At 33.5% G+C, this 21,578-nt stretch carries 19 protein-coding genes and 1 riboswitch; of the genes, 2 read left to right on the top strand and 17 right to left on the bottom strand.

What is annotated here, in order from left to right:
* Nucleotides 1–9: 9 nt before the first annotated feature.
* Genes grdC through O3801_RS07380 form a run of 7 tightly spaced genes read right to left on the bottom strand, consistent with a single transcriptional unit; the run spans nt 10 to nt 6,448 of the window.
* Nucleotides 10–1,533 (bottom strand): glycine/sarcosine/betaine reductase complex component C subunit beta, encoded by a 1,524-nt coding sequence (gene grdC, locus O3801_RS07410; RefSeq protein WP_371454550.1) that lies wholly within the window; start codon nt 1,531–1,533, stop codon nt 10–12.
* Nucleotides 1,534–1,585: 52 nt separating this feature from the next.
* A complete protein-coding gene (gene grdB / locus O3801_RS07405) occupies nt 1,586–2,893 on the bottom strand; it encodes a glycine reductase complex selenoprotein B (protein ID WP_371454549.1) in 1,308 nt (435 codons plus the stop codon).
* A 37-nt stretch (nt 2,894–2,930) separates the two neighbouring features.
* Nucleotides 2,931–3,392 (bottom strand): glycine/sarcosine/betaine reductase complex selenoprotein A, encoded by a 462-nt coding sequence (grdA, locus tag O3801_RS07400; RefSeq protein ID WP_294683667.1) that lies wholly within the window; start codon nt 3,390–3,392, stop codon nt 2,931–2,933.
* Between the two features lie 49 nt (nt 3,393–3,441).
* The gene (locus tag O3801_RS07395; protein ID WP_371454548.1) at nt 3,442–4,728 is read right to left on the bottom strand and encodes a glycine/sarcosine/betaine reductase component B subunit; all 1,287 of its coding nucleotides are present in this window, start codon (nt 4,726–4,728) and stop codon (nt 3,442–3,444) included.
* A gap of 33 nt (nt 4,729–4,761) precedes the next feature.
* Nucleotides 4,762–5,079: a thioredoxin TrxA gene (gene trxA, locus O3801_RS07390; RefSeq protein WP_060914663.1), complete on the bottom strand. Its 318-nt coding sequence runs from the start codon at nt 5,077–5,079 to the stop codon at nt 4,762–4,764.
* Nucleotides 5,080–5,112: 33 nt separating this feature from the next.
* The gene (locus tag O3801_RS07385; protein ID WP_294683669.1) at nt 5,113–6,057 is read right to left on the bottom strand and encodes an NAD(P)/FAD-dependent oxidoreductase; all 945 of its coding nucleotides are present in this window, start codon (nt 6,055–6,057) and stop codon (nt 5,113–5,115) included.
* Between the two features lie 22 nt (nt 6,058–6,079).
* Entirely contained in the window at nt 6,080–6,448 is a 369-nt protein-coding gene (locus tag O3801_RS07380) for a GrdX family protein (protein ID WP_371454547.1), read from the bottom strand.
* A 70-nt stretch (nt 6,449–6,518) separates the two neighbouring features.
* Nucleotides 6,519–6,615: riboswitch (glycine riboswitch) on the bottom strand.
* Between the two features lie 394 nt (nt 6,616–7,009).
* Here O3801_RS07380 and rarD point away from each other — a divergent pair.
* Complete coding sequence (gene rarD, locus O3801_RS07375; protein ID WP_371454546.1) at nt 7,010–7,927, top strand: EamA family transporter RarD; 918 nt, start codon at nt 7,010–7,012, stop codon at nt 7,925–7,927.
* Between the two features lie 626 nt (nt 7,928–8,553).
* Entirely contained in the window at nt 8,554–9,942 is a 1,389-nt protein-coding gene (locus tag O3801_RS07370; protein WP_371454545.1) for a rhodanese-like domain-containing protein, read from the top strand.
* 43 nt (nt 9,943–9,985) lie between these two features.
* Here O3801_RS07370 and O3801_RS07365 read toward each other — a convergent pair whose 3' ends face one another.
* From O3801_RS07365 to O3801_RS07320, 10 genes are all read right to left on the bottom strand, one after another.
* Complete coding sequence (locus O3801_RS07365) at nt 9,986–10,456, bottom strand: NUDIX hydrolase (RefSeq protein ID WP_371454544.1); 471 nt, start codon at nt 10,454–10,456, stop codon at nt 9,986–9,988.
* Nucleotides 10,457–10,550: 94 nt separating this feature from the next.
* Complete coding sequence (gene galU, locus O3801_RS07360; RefSeq protein ID WP_294683673.1) at nt 10,551–11,426, bottom strand: UTP--glucose-1-phosphate uridylyltransferase GalU; 876 nt, start codon at nt 11,424–11,426, stop codon at nt 10,551–10,553.
* 258 nt (nt 11,427–11,684) lie between these two features.
* Entirely contained in the window at nt 11,685–13,022 is a 1,338-nt protein-coding gene (locus O3801_RS07355) for a S1C family serine protease (RefSeq protein WP_371454543.1), read from the bottom strand.
* A gap of 734 nt (nt 13,023–13,756) precedes the next feature.
* Nucleotides 13,757–14,290: a hypothetical protein gene (locus tag O3801_RS07350; protein WP_274460110.1), complete on the bottom strand. Its 534-nt coding sequence runs from the start codon at nt 14,288–14,290 to the stop codon at nt 13,757–13,759.
* A gap of 26 nt (nt 14,291–14,316) precedes the next feature.
* Nucleotides 14,317–15,018, bottom strand: coding sequence for a peptidoglycan editing factor PgeF (gene pgeF, locus O3801_RS07345; protein WP_371454542.1), 702 nt, complete (start codon nt 15,016–15,018; stop codon nt 14,317–14,319).
* 281 nt (nt 15,019–15,299) lie between these two features.
* The gene (locus O3801_RS07340; protein ID WP_371454541.1) at nt 15,300–15,986 is read right to left on the bottom strand and encodes a DUF3800 domain-containing protein; all 687 of its coding nucleotides are present in this window, start codon (nt 15,984–15,986) and stop codon (nt 15,300–15,302) included.
* Between the two features lie 161 nt (nt 15,987–16,147).
* Complete coding sequence (locus O3801_RS07335) at nt 16,148–16,384, bottom strand: KilA-N domain-containing protein (RefSeq protein WP_371454540.1); 237 nt, start codon at nt 16,382–16,384, stop codon at nt 16,148–16,150.
* A gap of 239 nt (nt 16,385–16,623) precedes the next feature.
* Nucleotides 16,624–16,848: a KH domain-containing protein gene (locus O3801_RS07330; protein WP_003144479.1), complete on the bottom strand. Its 225-nt coding sequence runs from the start codon at nt 16,846–16,848 to the stop codon at nt 16,624–16,626.
* Nucleotides 16,849–16,858: 10 nt separating this feature from the next.
* On the bottom strand, nt 16,859–19,288 hold the full coding sequence (leuS, locus tag O3801_RS07325; protein ID WP_371454539.1) for a leucine--tRNA ligase: 2,430 nt from the start codon (nt 19,286–19,288) through the stop codon (nt 16,859–16,861).
* Nucleotides 19,289–19,751: 463 nt separating this feature from the next.
* Nucleotides 19,752–21,578 (bottom strand): C39 family peptidase (locus O3801_RS07320; RefSeq protein ID WP_371454538.1); only part of this gene is annotated, 1,827 nt, incomplete at its 5' end.

Genomic DNA, 21,578 nt, shown 5'->3' with positions numbered 1-21,578 from the left:
GTATCACCCCTATTCTTCTAACATTTCTTGGGAAATTTTTCTCATTGATTCTGCAATAATTTTTCTTATTTCATCTTTAGAAATTCCTGCAGATTCTCCTTCTACATTACCGCTGTTTCTTTCAACTACAATAGATACTCCATCAAATAAGTTTGTCATTCTTCCTAAGAACAGACTTCCTTTACCTACGATCATAGCACGGTTTTTATCCCCTTTAGTTAAGTCATCAATTAAGAATCCTACATAAGGTACTCCTGAAGGAATGTGTCCTTGTGTTGGAGCCCAACCAGGTAAACCTTTAGCTTCGATAAATGTTTTAAGTTCTTTTTTCTCAATATCTCCACGCATTGCTGCTAATGCCGCAATCATTTTATAGTTAGCTTCTGGAACGTTACCTGCTCCAGCTGCTTTAGTGATGTCTGGGTTTTGCATTTCTACAGAGAACACATCAACATCTGTAATTTTCAATTTAGCTTTTTCTAACGGATCTGCTACAAGTGCTCCCATAACAGCTTGTGGTGAAGAACCAGTTCCTACATTGTGTTTTCCGACCATATCTGTTCTAATAACTGGATTTACTCCATCATTTTCACTAATTAATACAGCAAATCCACCTAGTACGTCTTCTAATACTGGAAGACCTTTTTTAACGTGGTCTTTACCATTCATACCTAATTTAGCACTTGCTCCACCAGCAACCACTAGAACATTTTTATATACTCCAGCTTTTACTAAAGATGAAGCACTAATTAATGCGTGTGTTGGTGCAGCACAGAAACCTCTCAAGTCTGATCCAGTTGCATTAACTAGACCTACAACTTCTGCAATTGCTTTAGCGAAGTTACCACCACCACGTTGGTTAATATCTCCACAAGCTTCTTCAGAACATTCTACAACATAGTCAATATCAGCTGGATTAACACCAGAATTACGAAGTAATTCTAACGCCGAAACAACTCCAGATGCTTTTACAACAAGGTTTTCAAAGATAACGTGAGCATTCAAGTTCACATCAACATCATGAGCTTTTTTAACATAACCAACTACTTTACCTTCATGAACTAAGTCTTCGAATCCTTCTTCATTATCACTTAAATCAGATCCTTCTAATTTTTCGAATAAAGGAGCTAGCTCTTTGAAGTTTTCCTCTATTTTAGGACGAACATCGGCTACAAACTCTTCTGATAGTTTAACTAAGTCAAAAGCATCACAAAGTTTCATCAATGCTATAAACTCATCTTGTGGGACAATTTGTCCAAATTTCCCATGTCGTTGACCTTGTTCATCTTTAATATCATACCAAGGCATTGGATAAGCCTTCAGTTCTTCAGGAGTCTTATTACCGATGTATACTTGGTTAGGTAAATAGTTAACCACTTCTTCATATGTACGAATATGATTATTTACTTCTTTTAAAAACTCTGAATCTGGATTTGTTACTCTCTCTACAGAAGCAGTAGATCCATTTCTTACTATCATATCTGGTGTGTGAACAAGAATGTATCCTGCTCCCTTAAATACTGGATAATTCATAGCTATATTGTGCTGAGGGTATATTATATACCCCCAGCTCCCCTTTCTTTTTTTACTCGAATACTGTTTGACCGTCAACTTCTACAGTTAAAGCATTTAATGCTTTTTCTACAAGTCCACGTCTTAATTTTTTCTCTTCATCCGCATCTAGTTTTGGATTTCCTAGTGGGTGAGGGATTGCGATAGTAGGCACAATTCTGTTTGCCCCTACTGTTAGAGAAATCGGTACTACTGTACACATGTGAACCACAGGTATACCCGCTCTCTCAATTTCTTTTACCATCGTTGCACCGCAACGAGTACAAGTTCCTCAAGTAGAAGTTAAGATTACAGCATCTACTCCGTCAGCTACTAATTTTTGTGCATATTCTTTAGCAAATCCTACAGCACTAGCTACGGCAGTACCATTACCTACTGTAGTATAGAATTTTTCATGTAAGCTTCCAACTTTACCTTCTTTAACGAAATCTCTCATTACGTCTACAGGTAATACACGGTCAGCATCTTCATTAGCGTATACTGGGTCGTATCCACCGTGAGCTGTTTCGTGAGTTTCAGCAGTTAAATCTGTAAATCCTTCTAATGAGTATTCACCATATTTAGATGCTGAAGATGATTCGATGTGGTCTGGGTTTCCTTTTGGAACGATACCACCAGAAGTAACTAAAGCTACTTTTGCTTTACTTAAATCTTTAACAGCTGGATTTGGCTCTACTCTGTCAAAGTTAGGCATTGGATATTCTGTTTCGAATTCTTCACCTTTAATTTTCTTAACAAGCATTTCAACCGCACGTTCTGATCCACGTTTTTCACTAAAGAAGTTTACACGAACTCCTCTTTCATGGTATCCTTCTTCTTTTGGAGAAAGGATTTCTTCACCTTTAGCTAATTTTGCTGCAAATTTTGCTAACTTAGGTAAAGCTTTTCTCATACCAGCTGCACTGTCAGATGTTTCAAGAATATAAACTTCTTTTCTGAACATATCTGTTCCTGGGTTTTCTACATACATTGCTGTTACAGCTGGAATTCCTAATTCGTCTTGAACAGCTTTAGTAATTGTACCAGCTGCTACCCCGTAACGCCCTGCATTGAATGCTGGTCCCGCTACGAATAATTGTGGTTCGCATCCTTTAATCATTTCTAAAAGTTCTTTTTGAACTTTTTCTAGGTTTTCGTTGAAGTAACTATCACCACATACTACAGTTGCTACTACTTCAAATTCTTCTCCCAATTGCCCTTGTAACTGAACACTAATTGGTGGTAATTCAGTTCTTAATTCTGGTGCAATGTGGGCTTGTTCTTCTCCACCTACTCCAGCGAAGAATTGGTTTATATAATGTACTACTCTTATTTTAGACATTTTTATTTCCCCCTATAACTATTATTTAGATCCTTAATTACTCACCACGAACATCTTTCATTTCGCTTGCGATTTCATCAATATCTAATACCATTTCCATCATTCCAACTTGGTCTTCATAGATTGCTTCATCTATTTGAGATTTAATTTCTTCTTCTACAATGTGATAAACAGCAAGATTTAGTGCTACACCTGCAAGTGGCCCTGCGAATGTTGGGTCCCCTGCTGTTACTGTTTCAGCTGCTAGACCAGCAGCTTCGGCTTCAGATGCACCTAGTAAAACTACAACGTTGTCGTTACCGTATTTTTCGGCAGCTTCTTTAACACGTTTTTGGTTTTCTAAGTCCATAGCCCCTGCAGCTGTTCAGACGAAACATTCAGTAGATGAGAATACTACTTCTACTCCTTCAATTGGTTTTACACACTCTTCAATAGCTAATCCTGGGATACCATCACGGTCACCAATGATAACTACTTTTTTATTAATAAGATTTACCATTATCTTATTCCTCCTTGTTCAAATCTATAACATTTATTAATTTTGCTTACTAGAAAGTTTTTGCACTTAAGTAACCAAAACCTGTTTCGTTAGTAGCACCCGTAATAGCTTGGATTTCTACTTCGATAGTACCATCTTCTCTTAATGAGTCTTGGTTACCACCAGCGATTACATTTACTACATCAATGTGTCCGATAACTTCATCTAATTTTGGTAATACAACCACTTGGTTAGCATTTCCTCCAGTAACTACAGCATTTGCAGCTACGTCAGCATCAGCTAAACTTTGGCTGGCTCCATCACGACCTGCATATTCATCAGTTACGATTACTGTTTTAACTTTTTCAGCTTCAATTTTTTTACAGTTCATGATTAAGTCTGTGTCTGGGTTACCAAATCCTTCTTGAGATACAATTACAGCATCTAAGTTTAAGTAACGGCAAAGTTTTGCAGTCCAGTTAGATGAACGTTCTTTATCCATTAAGTAAACATTTTCGTTAGTGATGATTACACCTAAGAAGTTAATTTCTTTACCATGTTTTCTGTATAAATCTTCAATAACACCATTGTTTAAGTGTACATATGTTGGGTTTTTATCACATGCTGATACACAGTTACCACTTACGATAGCACCATCCATAATTTCTGTTGGATATAGAATAGTTGGTACTATTTGTTTAGCATCAACACCATATACATAAGTATCGTGTAATAAACCTTGAGTTTGAAGCATATATACATATCCTACTTTTGGTAGATCTGGATATTCAGCAATTTGTTCTAATAAAGGTTTAGTTTCAAATACTTCTACTTCTTCTGGTTCTAATGAACGAGCTAATTCTGCAATGTAACGAGCAGCTTTGAATCCGATATAGCGAACTGCTTTTTCGTGTTCGTGTTGTTTAACTCCTTCTTTAGGTTCAGCAATAACGATTAAGTTATTTGTTTTAGAGAATGGAGTATAGTCAGCTCCAACTCCAGTCATATCGATAATACCTTCTTGGAATCCTACGATTTTACCAGTAGTTACAACAGCCATACCTTTAAGAGCAATTGTACGACCTTCACCAACAGTATCTACTTTTGAAAGGATACCTGGGAATATTCCTCCACGACCTTCAACTTTTACACGAGGTTCAATTACATCCTTAACCGGTGTAATACGAACACTCTCACCTGGACGAGCAATTTCTAAATCAACAGATTCAATTGCATCATCCTCGAAAACAGCTTTTACAAGCTCTTCTTTATTTACATATAATACATTTGCCTCGATTTTTGATTCTGCAGCAAATTGTATATCTTTAATATGGATCTTTCCTAATTCAAGACGCATACCTAAAACCTCCCTATTGAGTTTATTTTTTTTTTATAAATATTTGTTAATCATAGCTTCTATATTCGGAACAGTTGCATCGTCTTTAGTTACTTCTTCGACTTTGTTTCCGTCTTTATATATGGCTATTGTTGGTAACCCTAAAACTTTTTGTTTGATTGCAAGTCTTCTTGCTTTTGTTGTATCTAGAGCAGCAAACTTAAGTTTGTCTCCGTATTTGTCTGCTAATTCGTGTACACTTGGCATAAGTGCTTTACATGGTTCACATCCTTGGCTCCAGAAGTCTACTAACACGTATCCTTCTGCTTCCAATACTTCACTCTCAAAGTTTTCTTTGTTTAGTTCTAACATTGTCTTTGTCTCCTTTTATTTATTTTTTAAATTTTATTCAAATTTCTCAGCAATGTATTTTTCTGCAGTGATTGCTGCTACAGCACCGTCACATACAGCTGTTACTACTTGACGAATTTCTTTTTGACGACAGTCACCAGCTACGTACACACCTTCAACACTTGTTTTAGTGTCTTCTCCGGCTTTAACATAACCACCTTCTGTAAGTTCAACTTTTCCTTCAAATAGTTTAGTTTGTGGAACATATCCGATGAAGAAGAATAATCCCATAGTTCCATCTTCTTCGTCTGCTTCGACCACATATTCTTCACCTGTAGCTACATTTTTCAATTTAATAGCTTCTAAAATTCCATCACCAATTGCTTCAAGAACAACTGTTTCAGTTCTAATTTCGATTTGTGGATGATTTCTTGCTTTTTCTGCTGTAATTCGTTCACAGTGAATATCTTCTTCAAAATGAATAATTGTTACTTTACGAGCAAATTTAGTTAAGAATAGAGCTTCTTCTACAGCACTATTTCCTCCCCCAACTACGAACACTTCAAGTCCATCGAAGAAGTCACCATCACAAGTAGCACAGTAAGAAATACCTTTACTTTCTAATTCTCTAACTCCTGGAATATCTAATTTTCTTGGTGATGCTCCAGTTGCAATTACTACTGCTTTAGCTGTGTAATCACCGCTTGTACATGTAACTACTTTTTCGTCCCCTTCAAGTTCAACGTTTAGCACTTCTTCTTGTTTGAACTCAGTACCAAAACTTTTCGCTTGTTCTGCCATTCTCGCTGTTAAACGTGGTCCAGTTGGATCTTCAATCGCACCAGGATAGTTTTCAATCATGTGAGTGATTGCTGCTTGTCCTCCATTTTTTGATTTTTCTAGAACCAAAACATTTAATTTAGCACGTGAAGCGTATAACGCTGCTGATAAACCTGCAGGCCCAGAACCAATAATAATTACATCATAATTTCTACTCATAATTATTCTCCTTTATTTATTTTTATAAAATTCTTTTTATCGCATTTAATAATAAATCGTGATCGATAACACTAAAGTCATCTTTTACCCTATCTGTCCACTGAGGAACTTCTTTATTTTTTCTAAATTTTTCGAAAGTTCCTACCGCTTCAGAAATTAAATTTATAGAAGCAACATCTAAATCCGTACTTTTCTTAATAACTACAGATCTGTAAATTGTTTCATTTGGTTTAACACTTCCGTACAATGGATGTGTGACAACTTCCCAATTTTCATGTACATAGTCCCTAACTTTTTTTAATACATCTAGATAATCTATATCATGATATTCAACTTCTATATCTTTAAATTTTTCTTTTGAAAATCTTGGATTATTTGTTATCAATTTCATAGCATCCCTCCTAAAATAAAAACAACAAAAAGAAAGCTAGCTTTCTCTCTGTTGACTTGCTTCAGAGTTCTGTCCTAGTGCAGTCTTTTTACCTGAGAATTTCATCAACAGTTGCTAAGTGTTGATTTGTCCCTTCGGTGTCCAATGTCCTCTCCCGCACTAATCATACAGTTTTATTTTCTACACCCTTATTTTATACTATTTATCTAATAAATGGAACCTTAATTTTAAAGCGTGTATGCGTTGCACAAAAATATATTAGTATATCATATTACACAAAATAACATTAAATCTTATAAATCCCACTATGCAACTGTTATATAACTGTTATATTACCTAAAATGCAAAAAATATTTTTGCTTTTTTTAAAGTGTAGTTTTATAAATTAAGATATAATTTTTATCAGGAAATACCGATTTAAAGCTTATGAAAATAATGAAAATGTATAGTCAATATAAAAAAATATGTGTTTTTGAGTTGATTTGAAAATTTTCCCGTTGAAATATACATATATTTTCGTTATACTTAATCATACATTCATCTCGTTTAAGGAGGGATAATATGAACAATACGCAGAAGAGTTTGATAGCTATTCTTATATGTTATTTTTCATGGGGATTATTTCCTATATATTTTAAATTACTAAAAGAGATAGGTGCATATGAAGTTCTTGCGATGAGGATTATATGTTCTTTTATTTTTATGATTATTGTTGTCGCAATTGCTAAAAATAAAAAATCAATCTTTAATGAAATAACAACTCTCTGGAAAAATAAAAAAAGTGTTTTACTATTAGTACTAGCATCATTTTTAATAACATTAAACTGGCTTACATATATAATTGCGGTAAACACTAACCATGTACTAGAGGCAAGTTTTGGATATTACTTAAATCCAATTGTTACAATTATACTAGCGGTAGTATTTTTAAAAGAAAAGTTAACACGTACACAAACAATAGCGTGTTTATGCGTTGGAGGTTCTTTAATATACCTATTTATTTCACTTGGATCTCTTCCCTGGATTTCTATATTACTAGCACTAAGTTTTGGTCTTTATAGCTTATGTAAGAAAAAAATTGTTCTTAGTCCAAAAGCTAGCTTACTTATAGAAACAGCTATAGTTTCTCCTATCGCACTTATTTATATGGGATATCTTTCGTCAAATAACTCTATTACATTCTATTCTTTTGGAACAGATACACTAATATACTTATTATTATCTGGTGTAATTACTGCAGTTCCTCTAATGTTATTTGCTAAAGGAGCTACAGCAATACCTTTATACATTTTAGGTATTCTTCAATACTTACCACCTACAATGCAATTCTTCATAGGAATCTTTGTATACGGAGAAGTATTAAGCGTTCAGAAACTAATATCATTCTCAATAATTTGGGTAGCCGTAGCAGTATTCTGTTATTCAGCGGTTATATCGATGAAAAAACAAAACTTAATCAATGAGAGTCATAAAAAATAAAATAGAACAGAACTTATCCATATTTTTCATGGATAAGTTTTTTTATGTTAACATATAGAATTCAAATTAGAGGTTGACCCAAAAGTCCTAAAATTTGACAAAGTTCATATGAGAACTCATAGCCTCAGCAGTAGACACAATCCAATCAGTTTCGTCTTATGACTCACTTCTTGGTGTGTCCTTGCATACGTTATACGTAAGTGGTTTATTGATATCTAATTTCGCTTTAGAAAAGCTTTTTAGATATCTAATAAACTGTGCGAGGGTGACTCGACAAAATCGATTTTTGAGTCACCCCCATCGATAACGACAGCATTTACTCAAACACTTTAAAGATAAAATTAAAAATATTAATAATATTAAGAAAATACTTTATCTTCTATATTTGAGACTATAAAAAATACATTAATCAAAGTACAAATAACAGTTATTAAAACAACATTTTATAATGTTAGTTTTTTATTGTAACTCTATTTTAATTATTCCATCCTAATTCAAGGATGTAATTCTCACTATAACCTATAAATTATTATCGTTATTTAAGATATTGTGTTTTTCGGATTTTAGTATTATAATGTAATTGTAAAACCAAAGGAGGAAAGCGGCAGGTTGTCGCATAAATAAATATGATAAACTTTAAAAAAATGGGAGTTCTCTTACTAAGTTCAAGTTTAATTGTATCTGGTTGTGCTACGAAAAATCAAAATACAAACTCAACTCAAAAGAAAGAGATTAAAACTATTACTTTAGAGGATTTCAGCAAAAATATCAATAATAGCGAGTACCAATATATAGATACTCGTAACGACGAAGCCTATAATGGTTTCAAAGTTGACAACATCAAAAATGGTGGTCACTTGAAAAATTCTATTCAATATAGTGCATCATTTATCGGTAAAGTTAACAAAGATAAAGAAGATAAGTTTATTAGTGATAAAGGCTTAGATAAAAAGAAAAAAACAATTGTCTATGATACTAATAAAGACAACACTTCTAAAGTTGCAGATAAACTAGCTTCTCTTGGATATGAAGTGTATAAATTCGATGATTATAAACAATTTGCAGATAACGATGCAAATAAAGCGAATTTAGTATCTTATCCAGAATATCAAAATCTAGTCTCACCTCAATGGGTTAAAGACATAAAAGATGGTAAAAAACCTGAAACATACACAAATAACGATTATGCTATTTTTGAAGTTTCATGGGGCGAAGGTGACAAAGCAAAAAATTACAAAGAACACATTAAAGGTGCTTATCACTTTAACACAGACTGGATTGAAGATGGACCTGTATGGAACTTACGTTCAGCAGAAGAAATCAAGAAAAACTTATTAAAACAAGGCATCACAAGTAATAAAACTATAATCATTTACTCTGATGACGCATCTGCAGGATTCAGGGTAAACTGGGCTCTTAAATGGGCTGGAGTTAAAGATGTTCGTGTAATGAATGGTGGACTTAAAGCGTGGAAAGAGGCTGGCTTTGAAACTGAAACTACAGCAAATACTCCAAAAGAAGCAACTAACTTCGGAGTAAACATTCCTGCTCACCCAGAATACGATATCTCTCGTGCTAAAGAAGTTGCTGAAAAAGTTAAAAATGAAGGTCTTAAACTTGTAAGTATTAGATCTTGGGATGAATACACTGGTAAAACTAGTGGATATGATTACATAGAAAAAGCTGGTGAACCTAAAGGCGCCATCTTCGGATTCTCTGGAGAAACTAAAGCAGATGTAAATGACTACTACGATCCAGATGGAACCCTTAGAAATCCTCAAGAAATCTATAATCTATGGAAAGGTCAAGGAATCCAAGAAACAGATAAAATTGCGTTATATTGCGGTACTGGATGGAGAAACGCAGTTCCATGGTTTATGACTCAACTAACAGGTCGCGCCAACACTTACTTCTATGATGGTGGTTGGAACGATTGGCAATTAGACGGAACTTTACCAGTAGATATTAATAAAGATAAAGGTCAAAAACCAGACGCTAAAAACGATTATAAATAATAACAAAAGAACTTATCCATATTTTCCCATGGATAAGTTCTTTTTATAATATCTCCCAATTCTTATATATTACCTTCTCTAAGGTATTTTTATGATTACTTAATTCCTGTTTTAATTTCAAGATTAATGGCGATGAATTCTTTATATCTAATTCTTCCAGGTCAATCCAATATATTCCACTAGAATCATTTAGTTCATCTTCCAACTTTTCTGAAATCGTATCTTGCTGTTCGAGATTAATATCAACGTCATAAAATACCATAATATGATGTACTGTTCGATAAGATTCTTCTACAAAGGCATCATAAACCCTGCAGTTCACATAGTTTTCTATTTCATACCCCGTTTCTTCTCTGAATTCTCGAACTAATGTTTCTGTAAGCCCCTCTTTTTCTTTTTGACTACCCCCAGGTAGGTCAAATCTATTTTTGTAAGGTTCTCTTTCTTTTTGGATACATAAAAGTTTATTATCTCTAATACATATTCCATAAATTCCAATGTGATTAACAATCATAACACGCCTTCTCTCGATTTTTAAAAAAAAGGGGGCGACTCGACAAAATCAATTTCTACGAAATCACGATTTTTGAGTCACTCCCGCTTTAATCTTATTCTAATTCTGCTAATTTAGCTTTTAAATATGGCACTAATTCATCTTTCAAGTCAGACTTAAGTGCGAAGTCGATAGTAGTTTTAACAAATCCAATTGTTTCTCCTACATCATAACGTTTACCTTGGAAGTCATATGCATAAACATTTTCTTCCTCATTTAACATTTGGATAGCGTCTGTTAATTGAACTTCTCCACCAACACCTACTTGTTTTTTAGCTAAGTGTTTGAAAATTCCTGGGTTAAGAACGTATCTTCCCATAATCGCTTGGTTAGATGGTGCTGTTCCAGGAGCTGGTTTTTCTACGAACTTCTCAACTTCATATAAATGTCCATCTTGACTTTTAGGCGCAATAACACCGTATCTATGTGTTTGATCTTCTGGAACTGTTTGAACACCAATTACAGAACATCCTGTTTCTTCTGCTTTATCAATAAGTTGTTTAATCGCAGGGTATTCATCATTGATTACAACGTCATCACCTAGTAATACTGCAAATGGCTCATCACCGATGAAACTACGAGCAGTTAAAATCGCGTCCCCTAGTCCTGCCATTTCTTTTTGACGTACGTAGTGAATGTTGGCAAGTTGTGTTGGATACTTAACTTTTTCTAACATCGCTAACTTACCTTTGTTTTCTAACTCAACTTCTAATTCAACATTTCTATCGAAGTGGTCTTCAATAGCTCTTTTTTGTTTACCAGTTACAATAATTATATCTTCGATTCCAGCTTTCACCGCTTCTTCTACTATGTATTGAATTGTAGGAGTATCGATAATTGGCAGCATCTCCTTAGGTAATGCTTTAGTCGCAGGAAGGAAACGTGTACCATATCCTGCAGCCGGAATAATCGCTTTTCTTACTTTTTTCATGTATTCACCTATATTCTTTTCTAAAATTTAACAAACTTATAATAACATATTTTCATCGATTTGGCAAATTTTTCCCTCATTTTCAAACTACATAAATAACATTTTTGATTCAGCTCTCTTTAATATCTCTGATATTGAATATTGATATTATGTTTTTTTCACAACATGACTATGCTATTCATTATTGTTTTTCGAACATTTTACGAACAAAAACGAAAGGAAACTTAGGATGTAGATTCATCCTAAGTCGCCCATATTTTATCTTGTATTTAAAGCTTGAACAACTACATTTGTTGTTTTTTCTTTACCATCTCTGTAATAAGTTACTTTTACAGTATCACCAATTTTTGATTTCTCAAATAAGTATTTTCTAACTGCAGCAACATCTTTTACTTCTTCGCCATTTAATTTTGTAATGATATCATATTTCTCTAAACCTGCTTGTGCAGCTGGCGTACCATTCTCAACGTAACGAATTACTACACCTTGTTTACCTTCATATTTCAATTGAGATTTTACAGTATCACTATCTACTGTATTAACTGATACTAATTGTACACCTAATGCAGGTCTAATAACTCTACCTGATTGTTCTAATTGTTCAGTAATAAGTTTTACTTCATTTGAAGGAATACCAAATCCAATTCCCTCAGCACTTACGTTTGCAGTTGCTTTAGCAATCTTAGATTCGTTAATACCGATAAGTTTACCTTCACTATTGATTAGCGCTCCACCACTATTACCTGGGTTAATAGCTGCATCAGTTTGGATTACAGTTTGGTTCCAGTCATTTTTACCATCTCCATCAACATCCATAGGAATTTGTCTATTTACAGCCGATACGATACCTTTTGTAACAGTATTAGAAAGGTTAACATCTAAAGGTGATCCGATAGCGAACGCTGTTTCACCAACTGCGATTTTATCACTATCCGCAAAATCCATAGTTGTAGTTACATTATCACCACTAATTTTTAAAACTGCAAGGTCTGTCCAAACATCAGTTCCAACAACTTCTGCATTTACATTAGTCCCATCACTTAAAATAACAGATAACTTCTTAGCTCCATTAACAACGTGATTATTAGTAACGACATAAGCTGTATTTCCAACTTTTTTGTAGATTACTCCACTACCACTTGAAGCAGCTTTTAGTTCACCTGAATCATTACCAGTTCTGCTAGAACCTCCTAAGATAGACTCTAAGCTGTTATTTGAGTTACTTTGGTAATTTACAATTGATACTACTGCATCTTTTGCTTTTGAAATTGCATTTACTGTGATTTGTTCATTATCTTTATCTTCTTTTGTCGCTGTTACCGAAGAATTTAGAGCCTTCCCAGTTCCCATAACCGCTTGTGCTCCAAAAACACTCGTAGCACCTAGGGCAAACGCTGCAAAAACAGTTAGGAATAGTTTCCCGTAGTTATTTTTCTGCTGAACAGGTACTTGCGTATTGTTCATCTCTTGATAATTTTCATAGTTGTTGTATTGAGAATTTTCCATATTATCATAATTTGGATAATCATTTTGTTCATTATAATTTCCTTGATTGTTAAATTCTCTATTATGTTGGTTGTTATTTCTATTTTCCATAAGAATCCTCCTTTTAAACCTTATTTATATTTTTTTAAGGTTAATCGTGTTTTACTTACATTTTTATAATATCAGCATCAACTTAAACTAAGTTTAAAGAAAAGTTTAAATGTACTTAATATTTTTTTTACGAATAATTATTTTATGTTAAACCCTTACTTTGTGATTTAAAGTAAGAAATTGTAGAAATCTTGTTAAGTTAAAAAGTCCACAAAATATTATTAAATAATAATATATAAAAACTTTATCCACATTGTAATTGATAATAAAATATACCGAAAAGATTACAAATACTATGTTCAATATAAAACTAAATAAAAATCTTCTCGTTCTGATAAATAATACCAACTGAATAACTAAAAATACAATGAGACAAGCTATTATTACTTTTATATTTATATCAGTAAAGTATTTTGGGAATTTATAAACATTCCTGAATAATATATGTCTTATCATCCCCATCTTTCTTTCCGCAAAATAATACCATCCCGAAATCATTATCAATAATAAAATTTCTAATATCATAAATAAAAAATATAATTTTCTATACTTTATCTTACTCATGATTTACCTCCCTATATTGAATTTTATTTATTATTCTATATATAAATTATATGAAAAAAATAAGAACTATGCAACATTTGTAACCTAATGAAACCTAAATAAAAAAACTCAAACGTAATTAATCCGTGCTTGAAGTTCAAACATGAATTAATTACGCTTGAATTTTATTTTTATACTAATACTATATATTTTTTACAAATATCTGCGAAGAATCCTTGAACATCGCCTGCTTTAAGCATATCTTCTTGTTCTTGATCCACAATATAATTTTCGCTAGCTTCCATAACCGCAAGAAGTCGTTTAAAAGTATCAGCAAATAATGCCTCATCTTCATTTAGTAAGTAGTTGAAGTTTTGTTCAGCAAAGAATGGAACGAAAACCTCTCTGAATGCACCTTGACGAATTCTACCGATAAGTTTTTCTCCACTCGCCGTAACGAATAAGTCACCTTGCTTTTCTACGAATTCCTTCGCTTTGATATGACTAGAAAAAATCTGGAATCCTTCCGCTTCTTTATACTCTCTAAAAACTGGAATTTTAAGACCTTGTTCTTCATAAAGTGCTTTATCGATTATCACAAAAACCTCTTCTAAATCCCAGAATTCTTTCGCTATATAATAAAATGCTACACGCCATCTACTATCACTTTTCGGCAATCTTTTAAATGTAGCTACTTGTTCTACTAATTTAATATCTTTTTCCAATACTGTTTCCTCTATTCTATATGAATTTAATCTAATTGAATTATTGTTCCAATACGTTTTGGAGTGGCATTATCCAGTCTATATGAGAAGAATTTATCATTATCTCTTACCGTACAGAAATCAATAATTTTAATGTTATCTTCTAGTATACCACATTTTTTCAATAATTCTTTATTCAATTTCCATAAATCTAAATAATATTTACCTGCAACTTCTTTATAATAATCTTGAACCTCTAAAACAGCGAATTTCTCGATAAGATCATATGAAACTTCGTAGTTATCAACACTAACCGATGGACCTATAATGGTCTTAATATCCTCTACCTTACAATTATATTTATTTATCATAATATTCACCATTTCCCCGGCAATATTTCCGTATGTCCCTCTCCATCCTGCATGAGCTAAGGCTACTACACCTTGCTTTTTATCATAGAAAACAACAGGCACACAGTCCGCTGTAAAAATCAATAACGGTGTCGTCTGTAAGCTGGTAATTAAACCATCCGCTTCCTTACCATTTTCAGCAACATCATCTCCCGATTCAACAATACGAACATTTGCACCATGAACTTGAGTATTATAAACTATGTTATCATGATTAAATCCATATTTAGCAGAGAAATTTTTCATATTATCACTATTTTTTGCATCAACATTCCTATTAGTGAATGCTATTTTTATATTGTCATCATTAATTAAATATCCATCAACTATTTCTCGCATAATAGCCTCCTAAATTAACTTTTTTATTTTATGTGTAATTTCATACTCTTTTACATATAACATTCCAAATTTATTAATTTTAGAAAACACTAAAATAATTACAGTATATAAAAAATCGCAAATACCTAAATAAGATACTTACGATTTTATCATTTTTAATTCTAGTAATAGCGAACGAACGAGGCTAACACATAACCCTTACCTTGTATATAATGGCGTTTACGTTCGACTTACTGTTACTACAATCATAATATCATATTTAGGCAATAAACTCAATTATTTTATAATGGGAATTTAAAAATCATTTTTAAAATTCCACTATTTTTTATATATTCTATCCTTTCTTCATACAATCCATTAATTAAATTTGAATAATAGATATTTGAAAATACATCAGCTATCTGAATTAAATGGCTTTGCGAAGAATCATAATAAGTCACCGAAAAATCAATATTATTTGATAACCCTACCTCTGTATTTAAATATTCTTCTAAAAAATAATATGTCTTCGTATTTTGATTTCTTTCATCGATATTCAAAAAATATTTACTACTACCACTATAATCTCTAACCATATAATTTTGAATTAATAATTTTAAAGGATAATTAAAAGCACGAGCAGTATTTTTGTAAAATTCTTCTGAAACCGCATCGTTATCTAATTGAATATAATATATATCAAATAATTTATTTTTTGTAAAAAAATTTAGAAAGTCTAATTTTAGTTCTCTAGTTAGTTGCGAACCTTTTATCTCTAAAAAATTTCCATTTCTATCAAACATTTTATTTTGAGTATCAACATCTCTCAATTTATTTATATTTTTAGAAATATATCTTTTAAAAACTCTTCTTAATTTATCTCTATTGATTGGCACTATAATACACGTGATAAAATGTTTATATTTATTACTGTATTTAGTCATACTACCACTTTCATCAATATATAAGTGTTTTTCTATTTCGCACATAGGTTCTATTTCACCTCTTTTTTAATACATAATATTACCTTTGGAAAAATCTAAGAGAAAATTCTAATATCAAAATAATCATAAACCCACATTTTTGATAATATCCCCATTCATCTGTTATTTCTATCAAATTTCCAGTAGTTATAAGAAAACAATTAAATCTACTTTCGTTTAACCGAATCGAATTCGACACGGTTAAAATTACTATTATTCATTTGTTCCCAAACACCCAGAAACTCTATTGTTGTTTTATTTCTTAGCCAGTTTTGTATAATATATCTTGGGTTTTCCGAATCTTTATATTTTGCAATGTCAGTTAAACTGATATAATCTGTATCCGAAGTAAGTAATGCTATTTCATTACCATTAGCTTTAATTTTTACCATTTTATAGTCCATCCTTTATATTTTATTATAACTTTTTAATATTTTTCTTATCATGTAAAACTTACAATATAACTATACACTTTTTATCAGCAAATCTCATAATTTAATTCTTCTCTCAACTAATTATACTATATCTATTTTAAAAATTAAATAAATTATAGTTCTTTCTAGACCAGCTAACCTTTCATTCACCCAAATAAAATAGGAATCTGAAAAATATCTTTCAGACTCCTATCGAAACATTTATCTCATTATTCTACTAAATCTAAGTAAACTTTTTTACTAAATGTTGTTGAATTTAATACAGTACGGATTGCGTTAATCACTGTACCTTTTTTCCCTATTATACGCCCACAATCTTCTGGGTGTACTGTTAAAATGTAGTGTTCACGTGCATTTTTAACGAATTTTTCGATTTTGATTTCATCTTTATGCTCAACAATTTCGCTAACAATACTATAAATTAATTCTTCCATGTCTCTCTCCTTATTTAGCTACGATATTAACTAATCTTCCAGGAACAACGATTACTTTCATAACTTGTTTTCCTTCGATTAATTCTTTTACTTCTTCATTAGCTAGAACGATTTGCTCTAATTCAGCTGGTGTTAAGTCTTTCTTAACATCTAATTTAGCTTTAACTTTACCCATAAGTTGAACTACGATTTCTACAGTATCACTTACAAGTTTGCTTTCGTCAAATGTTGGCCATGGTACGTATGAGATTGACTCAGTGTTACCATAGATTTCCCACATTTCTTCAGCAAGATGAGGCGCAAATGGTGCAAGAAGTTGGATAAATCCTAACGCATATTTACGAGGGATATATTCAGCTTTGTAACAGTCATTTACAAATACCATAAGTTGTGAAATAGCTGTGTTAAATCCAAGAATTTCAATATCTTCTGATACTTTCTTAACAGTGTAGTTGTAGCTTACTTCTAATTCTGCATTGTCTTTATCTTGAACTTTATCATTTACTTTACCAGTTTCTTCATCTACGAATAGACGATATACTCTATCTAAGAAACGACGTGATCCATCTAGACCATTTTCACTCCATGCGATAGACGCATCTAATGGTCCCATGAACATTTCATACACACGTAATGTGTCAGCACCGTGAGATACGATAATATCATCAGGGTTTACTACATTACCTTTAGATTTAGACATTTTTTCTGGACGACCATCTTTACCTTCAGCAAGAATCATACCTTGGTTGAATAGTTTTTGGAATGGCTCACGAGTCGGAACTAGACCTAAATCGTAAAGTACTTTGTGCCAGAAACGAGCATATAGTAAGTGAAGTACTGCGTGTTCTGCTCCACCGATATAAACATCTACAGGTAGCCAGTATTTTAATTTCTCTGGATCTGCGAACATTTCATCATTGTGTGGATCGATGTAACGTAGGTAGTACCAACAAGAACCAGCCCATTGTGGCATTGTGTTTGTTTCACGTTTACCTTTTTTACCAGTCTCAGGGTCTACTACATTTAGCCACTCTTCGATGTTAGCAAGTGGAGATTCTCCTGTTCCTGATGGTTTAATATTGTCAGTTTCTGGAAGTAATAATGGAAGTTCACTATCAGGTACAGTAGTCATAGTACCATCTTCCCAGTGAATAATTGGAATTGGTTCTCCCCAGTAACGTTGTCTTGAGAATAACCAGTCACGTAATTTATAAGTAACTTTACTACGTCCAACTTTATTTTCTTCTAAGAATTCAATAACTTTCGCGATAGCTTCTTCGTTGTTTAATCCATTGATGAAATCAGAGTTGATGTGTTTACCATCACCAAAGAATGGTACAACAACTTCTCCATTATCTTCGATAACAGCTTTGATTGGTAGGTTAAACTTAGTCGCAAACTCATAGTCACGCTCATCGTGCGCAGGAACAGCCATAACAGCTCCAGTTCCGTAGCTTGCTAGAACATAGTCCGCGATCCAAAGTTCTACTTTTTCACCATTTACAGGGTTAATCGCATAAGCTCCTGTGAATACTCCTGTTTTATCTTTGTTAAGGTCTGTTCTTTCAAGGTCAGACTTACGTTTAACGATGTCAAGGTACTCCTCAACAGCAGCTCTTTGTCCTTCTGTAACGATTTCTTCTACAAGTTTGTGTTCAGGTGCAAGTACACAGTAAGACACACCGAATACAGTGTCGGCACGTGTAGTGAATACTGTGAATGCTTTATCAGTTCCTTCAATTTTGAAATCAATCTCAGCACCAACAGATTTTCCAATCCAGTTACGTTGCATTGCTTTTAGACTTTCTGGCCAATCAAGAATATCTAAATCAGCAAGAAGTTTTTCAGCGTAGTCAGTAATTTTTAGTACCCATTGACGCATAGGACGACGCTCTACAGGGTGTCCTCCACGCTCAGATTTACCATCAATAACCTCTTCATTAGAAAGTACTGTTCCTAATGCTGGACACCAGTTTACAGGTACTTCATCAACATAAGCAAGTCCTTTTTCATAAAGTTTTTTGAAAATCCATTGTGTCCATTTGTAGTAGTTAGGATCTGTTGTATTTACTTCACGATCCCAATCATAAGAAAATCCTAATTCTTTAATTTGGCGACGGAACGTGTCGATATTAGTTTTAGTAAAATCTCTTGGGTCATTACCAGTATCTAGCGCATATTGCTCAGCAGGTAATCCGAATGCATCCCATCCCATTGGGTGAAGTACATTGTACCCATTTGCTCTTTTATATCTACTTAAAATATCAGTAGCTGTATACCCTTCTGGGTGACCAACGTGTAGCCCAGCTCCTGATGGATAAGGGAACATATCTAATGCATAAAATTTCTCTTTTGTATGATCATCTAATGTTTTGAATGTTTTATTTTCATCCCAATATTTTTGCCATTTTTTTTCTATAACTCTGTGGTTATACACCATAATTTAAGCACACTCCTTCGCTTTCAAGTTCTCTAATCTATAGTATACCAATTTTAACGATTTTTAGCAACAACTGTTATAATTTAGTACAAAAATAATTAAATGGGAGTGACTCAAAAATCGTGATTTCGTAGAAATGAAACCGATTTTTAGAGTCAGCCCCGCACAGTTTATTAGATATCTAAAAATCTTTTATAAAGTGAATTTAGATATCAATAAACCACTTGCGTTATACGTATGCAAGGACACACCAAGAAGCGAGTCATAAGACGAAACTGATTGGATTGTGTCTACTGCTGAGGCTATCAGTTTTTATATGAACTTTTTTCAAAATATAGTACTTTGGGATCAGCCCCATTATAAAATTATCAACAACCTGTCCTATAAATTTAATATTACAATAAAAAACGACACAGGAAATCAGATTTCTTAAAAATCAATATTCCTGCATCGTTCTATTATATTATCCGATTGCTACGAATGATCCACCGATGTTAGTGTCATATGGATCTGTACTTCTTTGGTTCCAGATAGTATTGATGTCATACCATCTTCCTGTAGTATTTACATTATCTGGGTCCATTGCTTTAGTCTTACCATTGCTGTATCCACTTAAAGCGATAGCGTGAGTTAATCTACCTTTTGCGAAAATACCATTTCCTACTGTCGCAAATACAGGTTTACCACTTTGAAGTGCTGCAATAAGTTGTTCTTTAGTTGAAAGTACTGTGTGTTTGTATCCATAAGCGTTAATCGCATAAACAGCACCTTTACCTGATGTACCTAATCCACCAACGTTCATTTCGTTAGTGTTATTGTAGATTGTATCTGCTACAGCTGTTGGAAGAACTTTTTGTCCTAGTCCGTTGAATACCATAGCTAATGATGTTGGTACACATCCACTTTGTGCCATTGTTCCAAGTCCATATCTTCTATTAGCCCAACGGTAATCACCTTGGTAGTATTGAGGCATATTTAAAGCAGCTGTGTTTTTGTCCGCTTTAGCGTAGTTAGGTACCCATTTACCACTAGAGTCTACGTAGTAACGGCCATTATCTACCCATGCACTCTTAGCCATCTTACCATCAGCTCCAAGCCAGTAGTCTCCTACCCACTTGTTACGAGCTAATGAACCATCTTTTTCATAGTAATACCAGTTTCCACCATTACGTTTTTGCCATCCTAGCTCGTCGTTAATGATAACTTTTTTCTTAATTGATGGATCTTTTTTACCAGATTTATCTACGTAGAAACGATCGTTGTCTACCCAGTTATCTGTTACCATTTTACCATCTTTTCCTACCCAGTAAGTATCCCCAATCCACATGTTACGTGCTTTTTGACCGTTGTCATAGTAATACCAAGAGGTATCTTCTTTTTTCCAACCTTGTTTCTTCTCTGCTGGTTTTGTTTCTTCTGGTTTCTTAGCATCTTTTACCCATGCTCCATTAGACCCTACGTAGTAACGGCCGTTATCTACCCATGAGCTTGTTGCCATTTTACCATCTGCTCCAACCCAATATGTGCTACCGATCCATTTGTTACGAGCTAATGTTCCATTTTCGAAGTAATACCAAGTATTTCCTTCTTTCACCCAACCTTGTTTTTTCTCTACAGGTTTTGGTGCTTCTGGTTTCTTAGCATTTTTATCCCATAATCCGTTAGCACCTACGTAATAACGGTTGTTATCTACCCATGCATTTGTAACCATCTTACCATCAGCTCCTAGCCAATAGCTTCCTACCCATGCGTTTTTAGTAATTTGACCTTGGTAGTAGAAGTACCATGCGTCGCCTTCTTTTACCCATCCTTGTTTTTTCTCAACTGGTTTTGGTGCTTCTGGTTTCTTAGCATTCTTATCCCAAACTCCATTTGGTCCTACGTAGTAACGTCCGTTATCTACCCATGAGCTTGTCGCCATCTTACCATCGGCTCCGACCCAGTACGTACTACCAATCCATTTGTTACGTACTACAGATCCATTTTCGAAATAATACCAAGCATTTCCTTCTTTCACCCATCCTTGTTTCTTCTCAACTGGTTTTGGTGCTTCTGGTTTCTTAGCATTTTTATCCCAAACTCCATTTGGTCCTACGTAGTAACGTCCGTTATCTACCCATGAGCTTGTTGCCATTTTCCCATCTGCTCCTAGCCAGTAGCTTCCTACCCATGCATTTCTAACAATTTGACCTTGGTGGTAGAAGTACCATGCTCCGCCACTTTGAACCCAACCTTGTTTTTGTGCTACAGTTGGTTTTGGCGCTGCTGGTTTTTGAGCACCTTTAACCCA

Origin of the sequence: Gemella sp. 27098_8_149, from assembly GCF_041433745.1 — a bacterium.
Classification (GTDB): domain Bacteria; phylum Bacillota; class Bacilli; order Staphylococcales; family Gemellaceae; genus Gemella.
The sequence above is the reverse complement of the archived record's forward strand: the minus strand, read 5'-3'. Positions and strand labels throughout refer to the sequence as shown.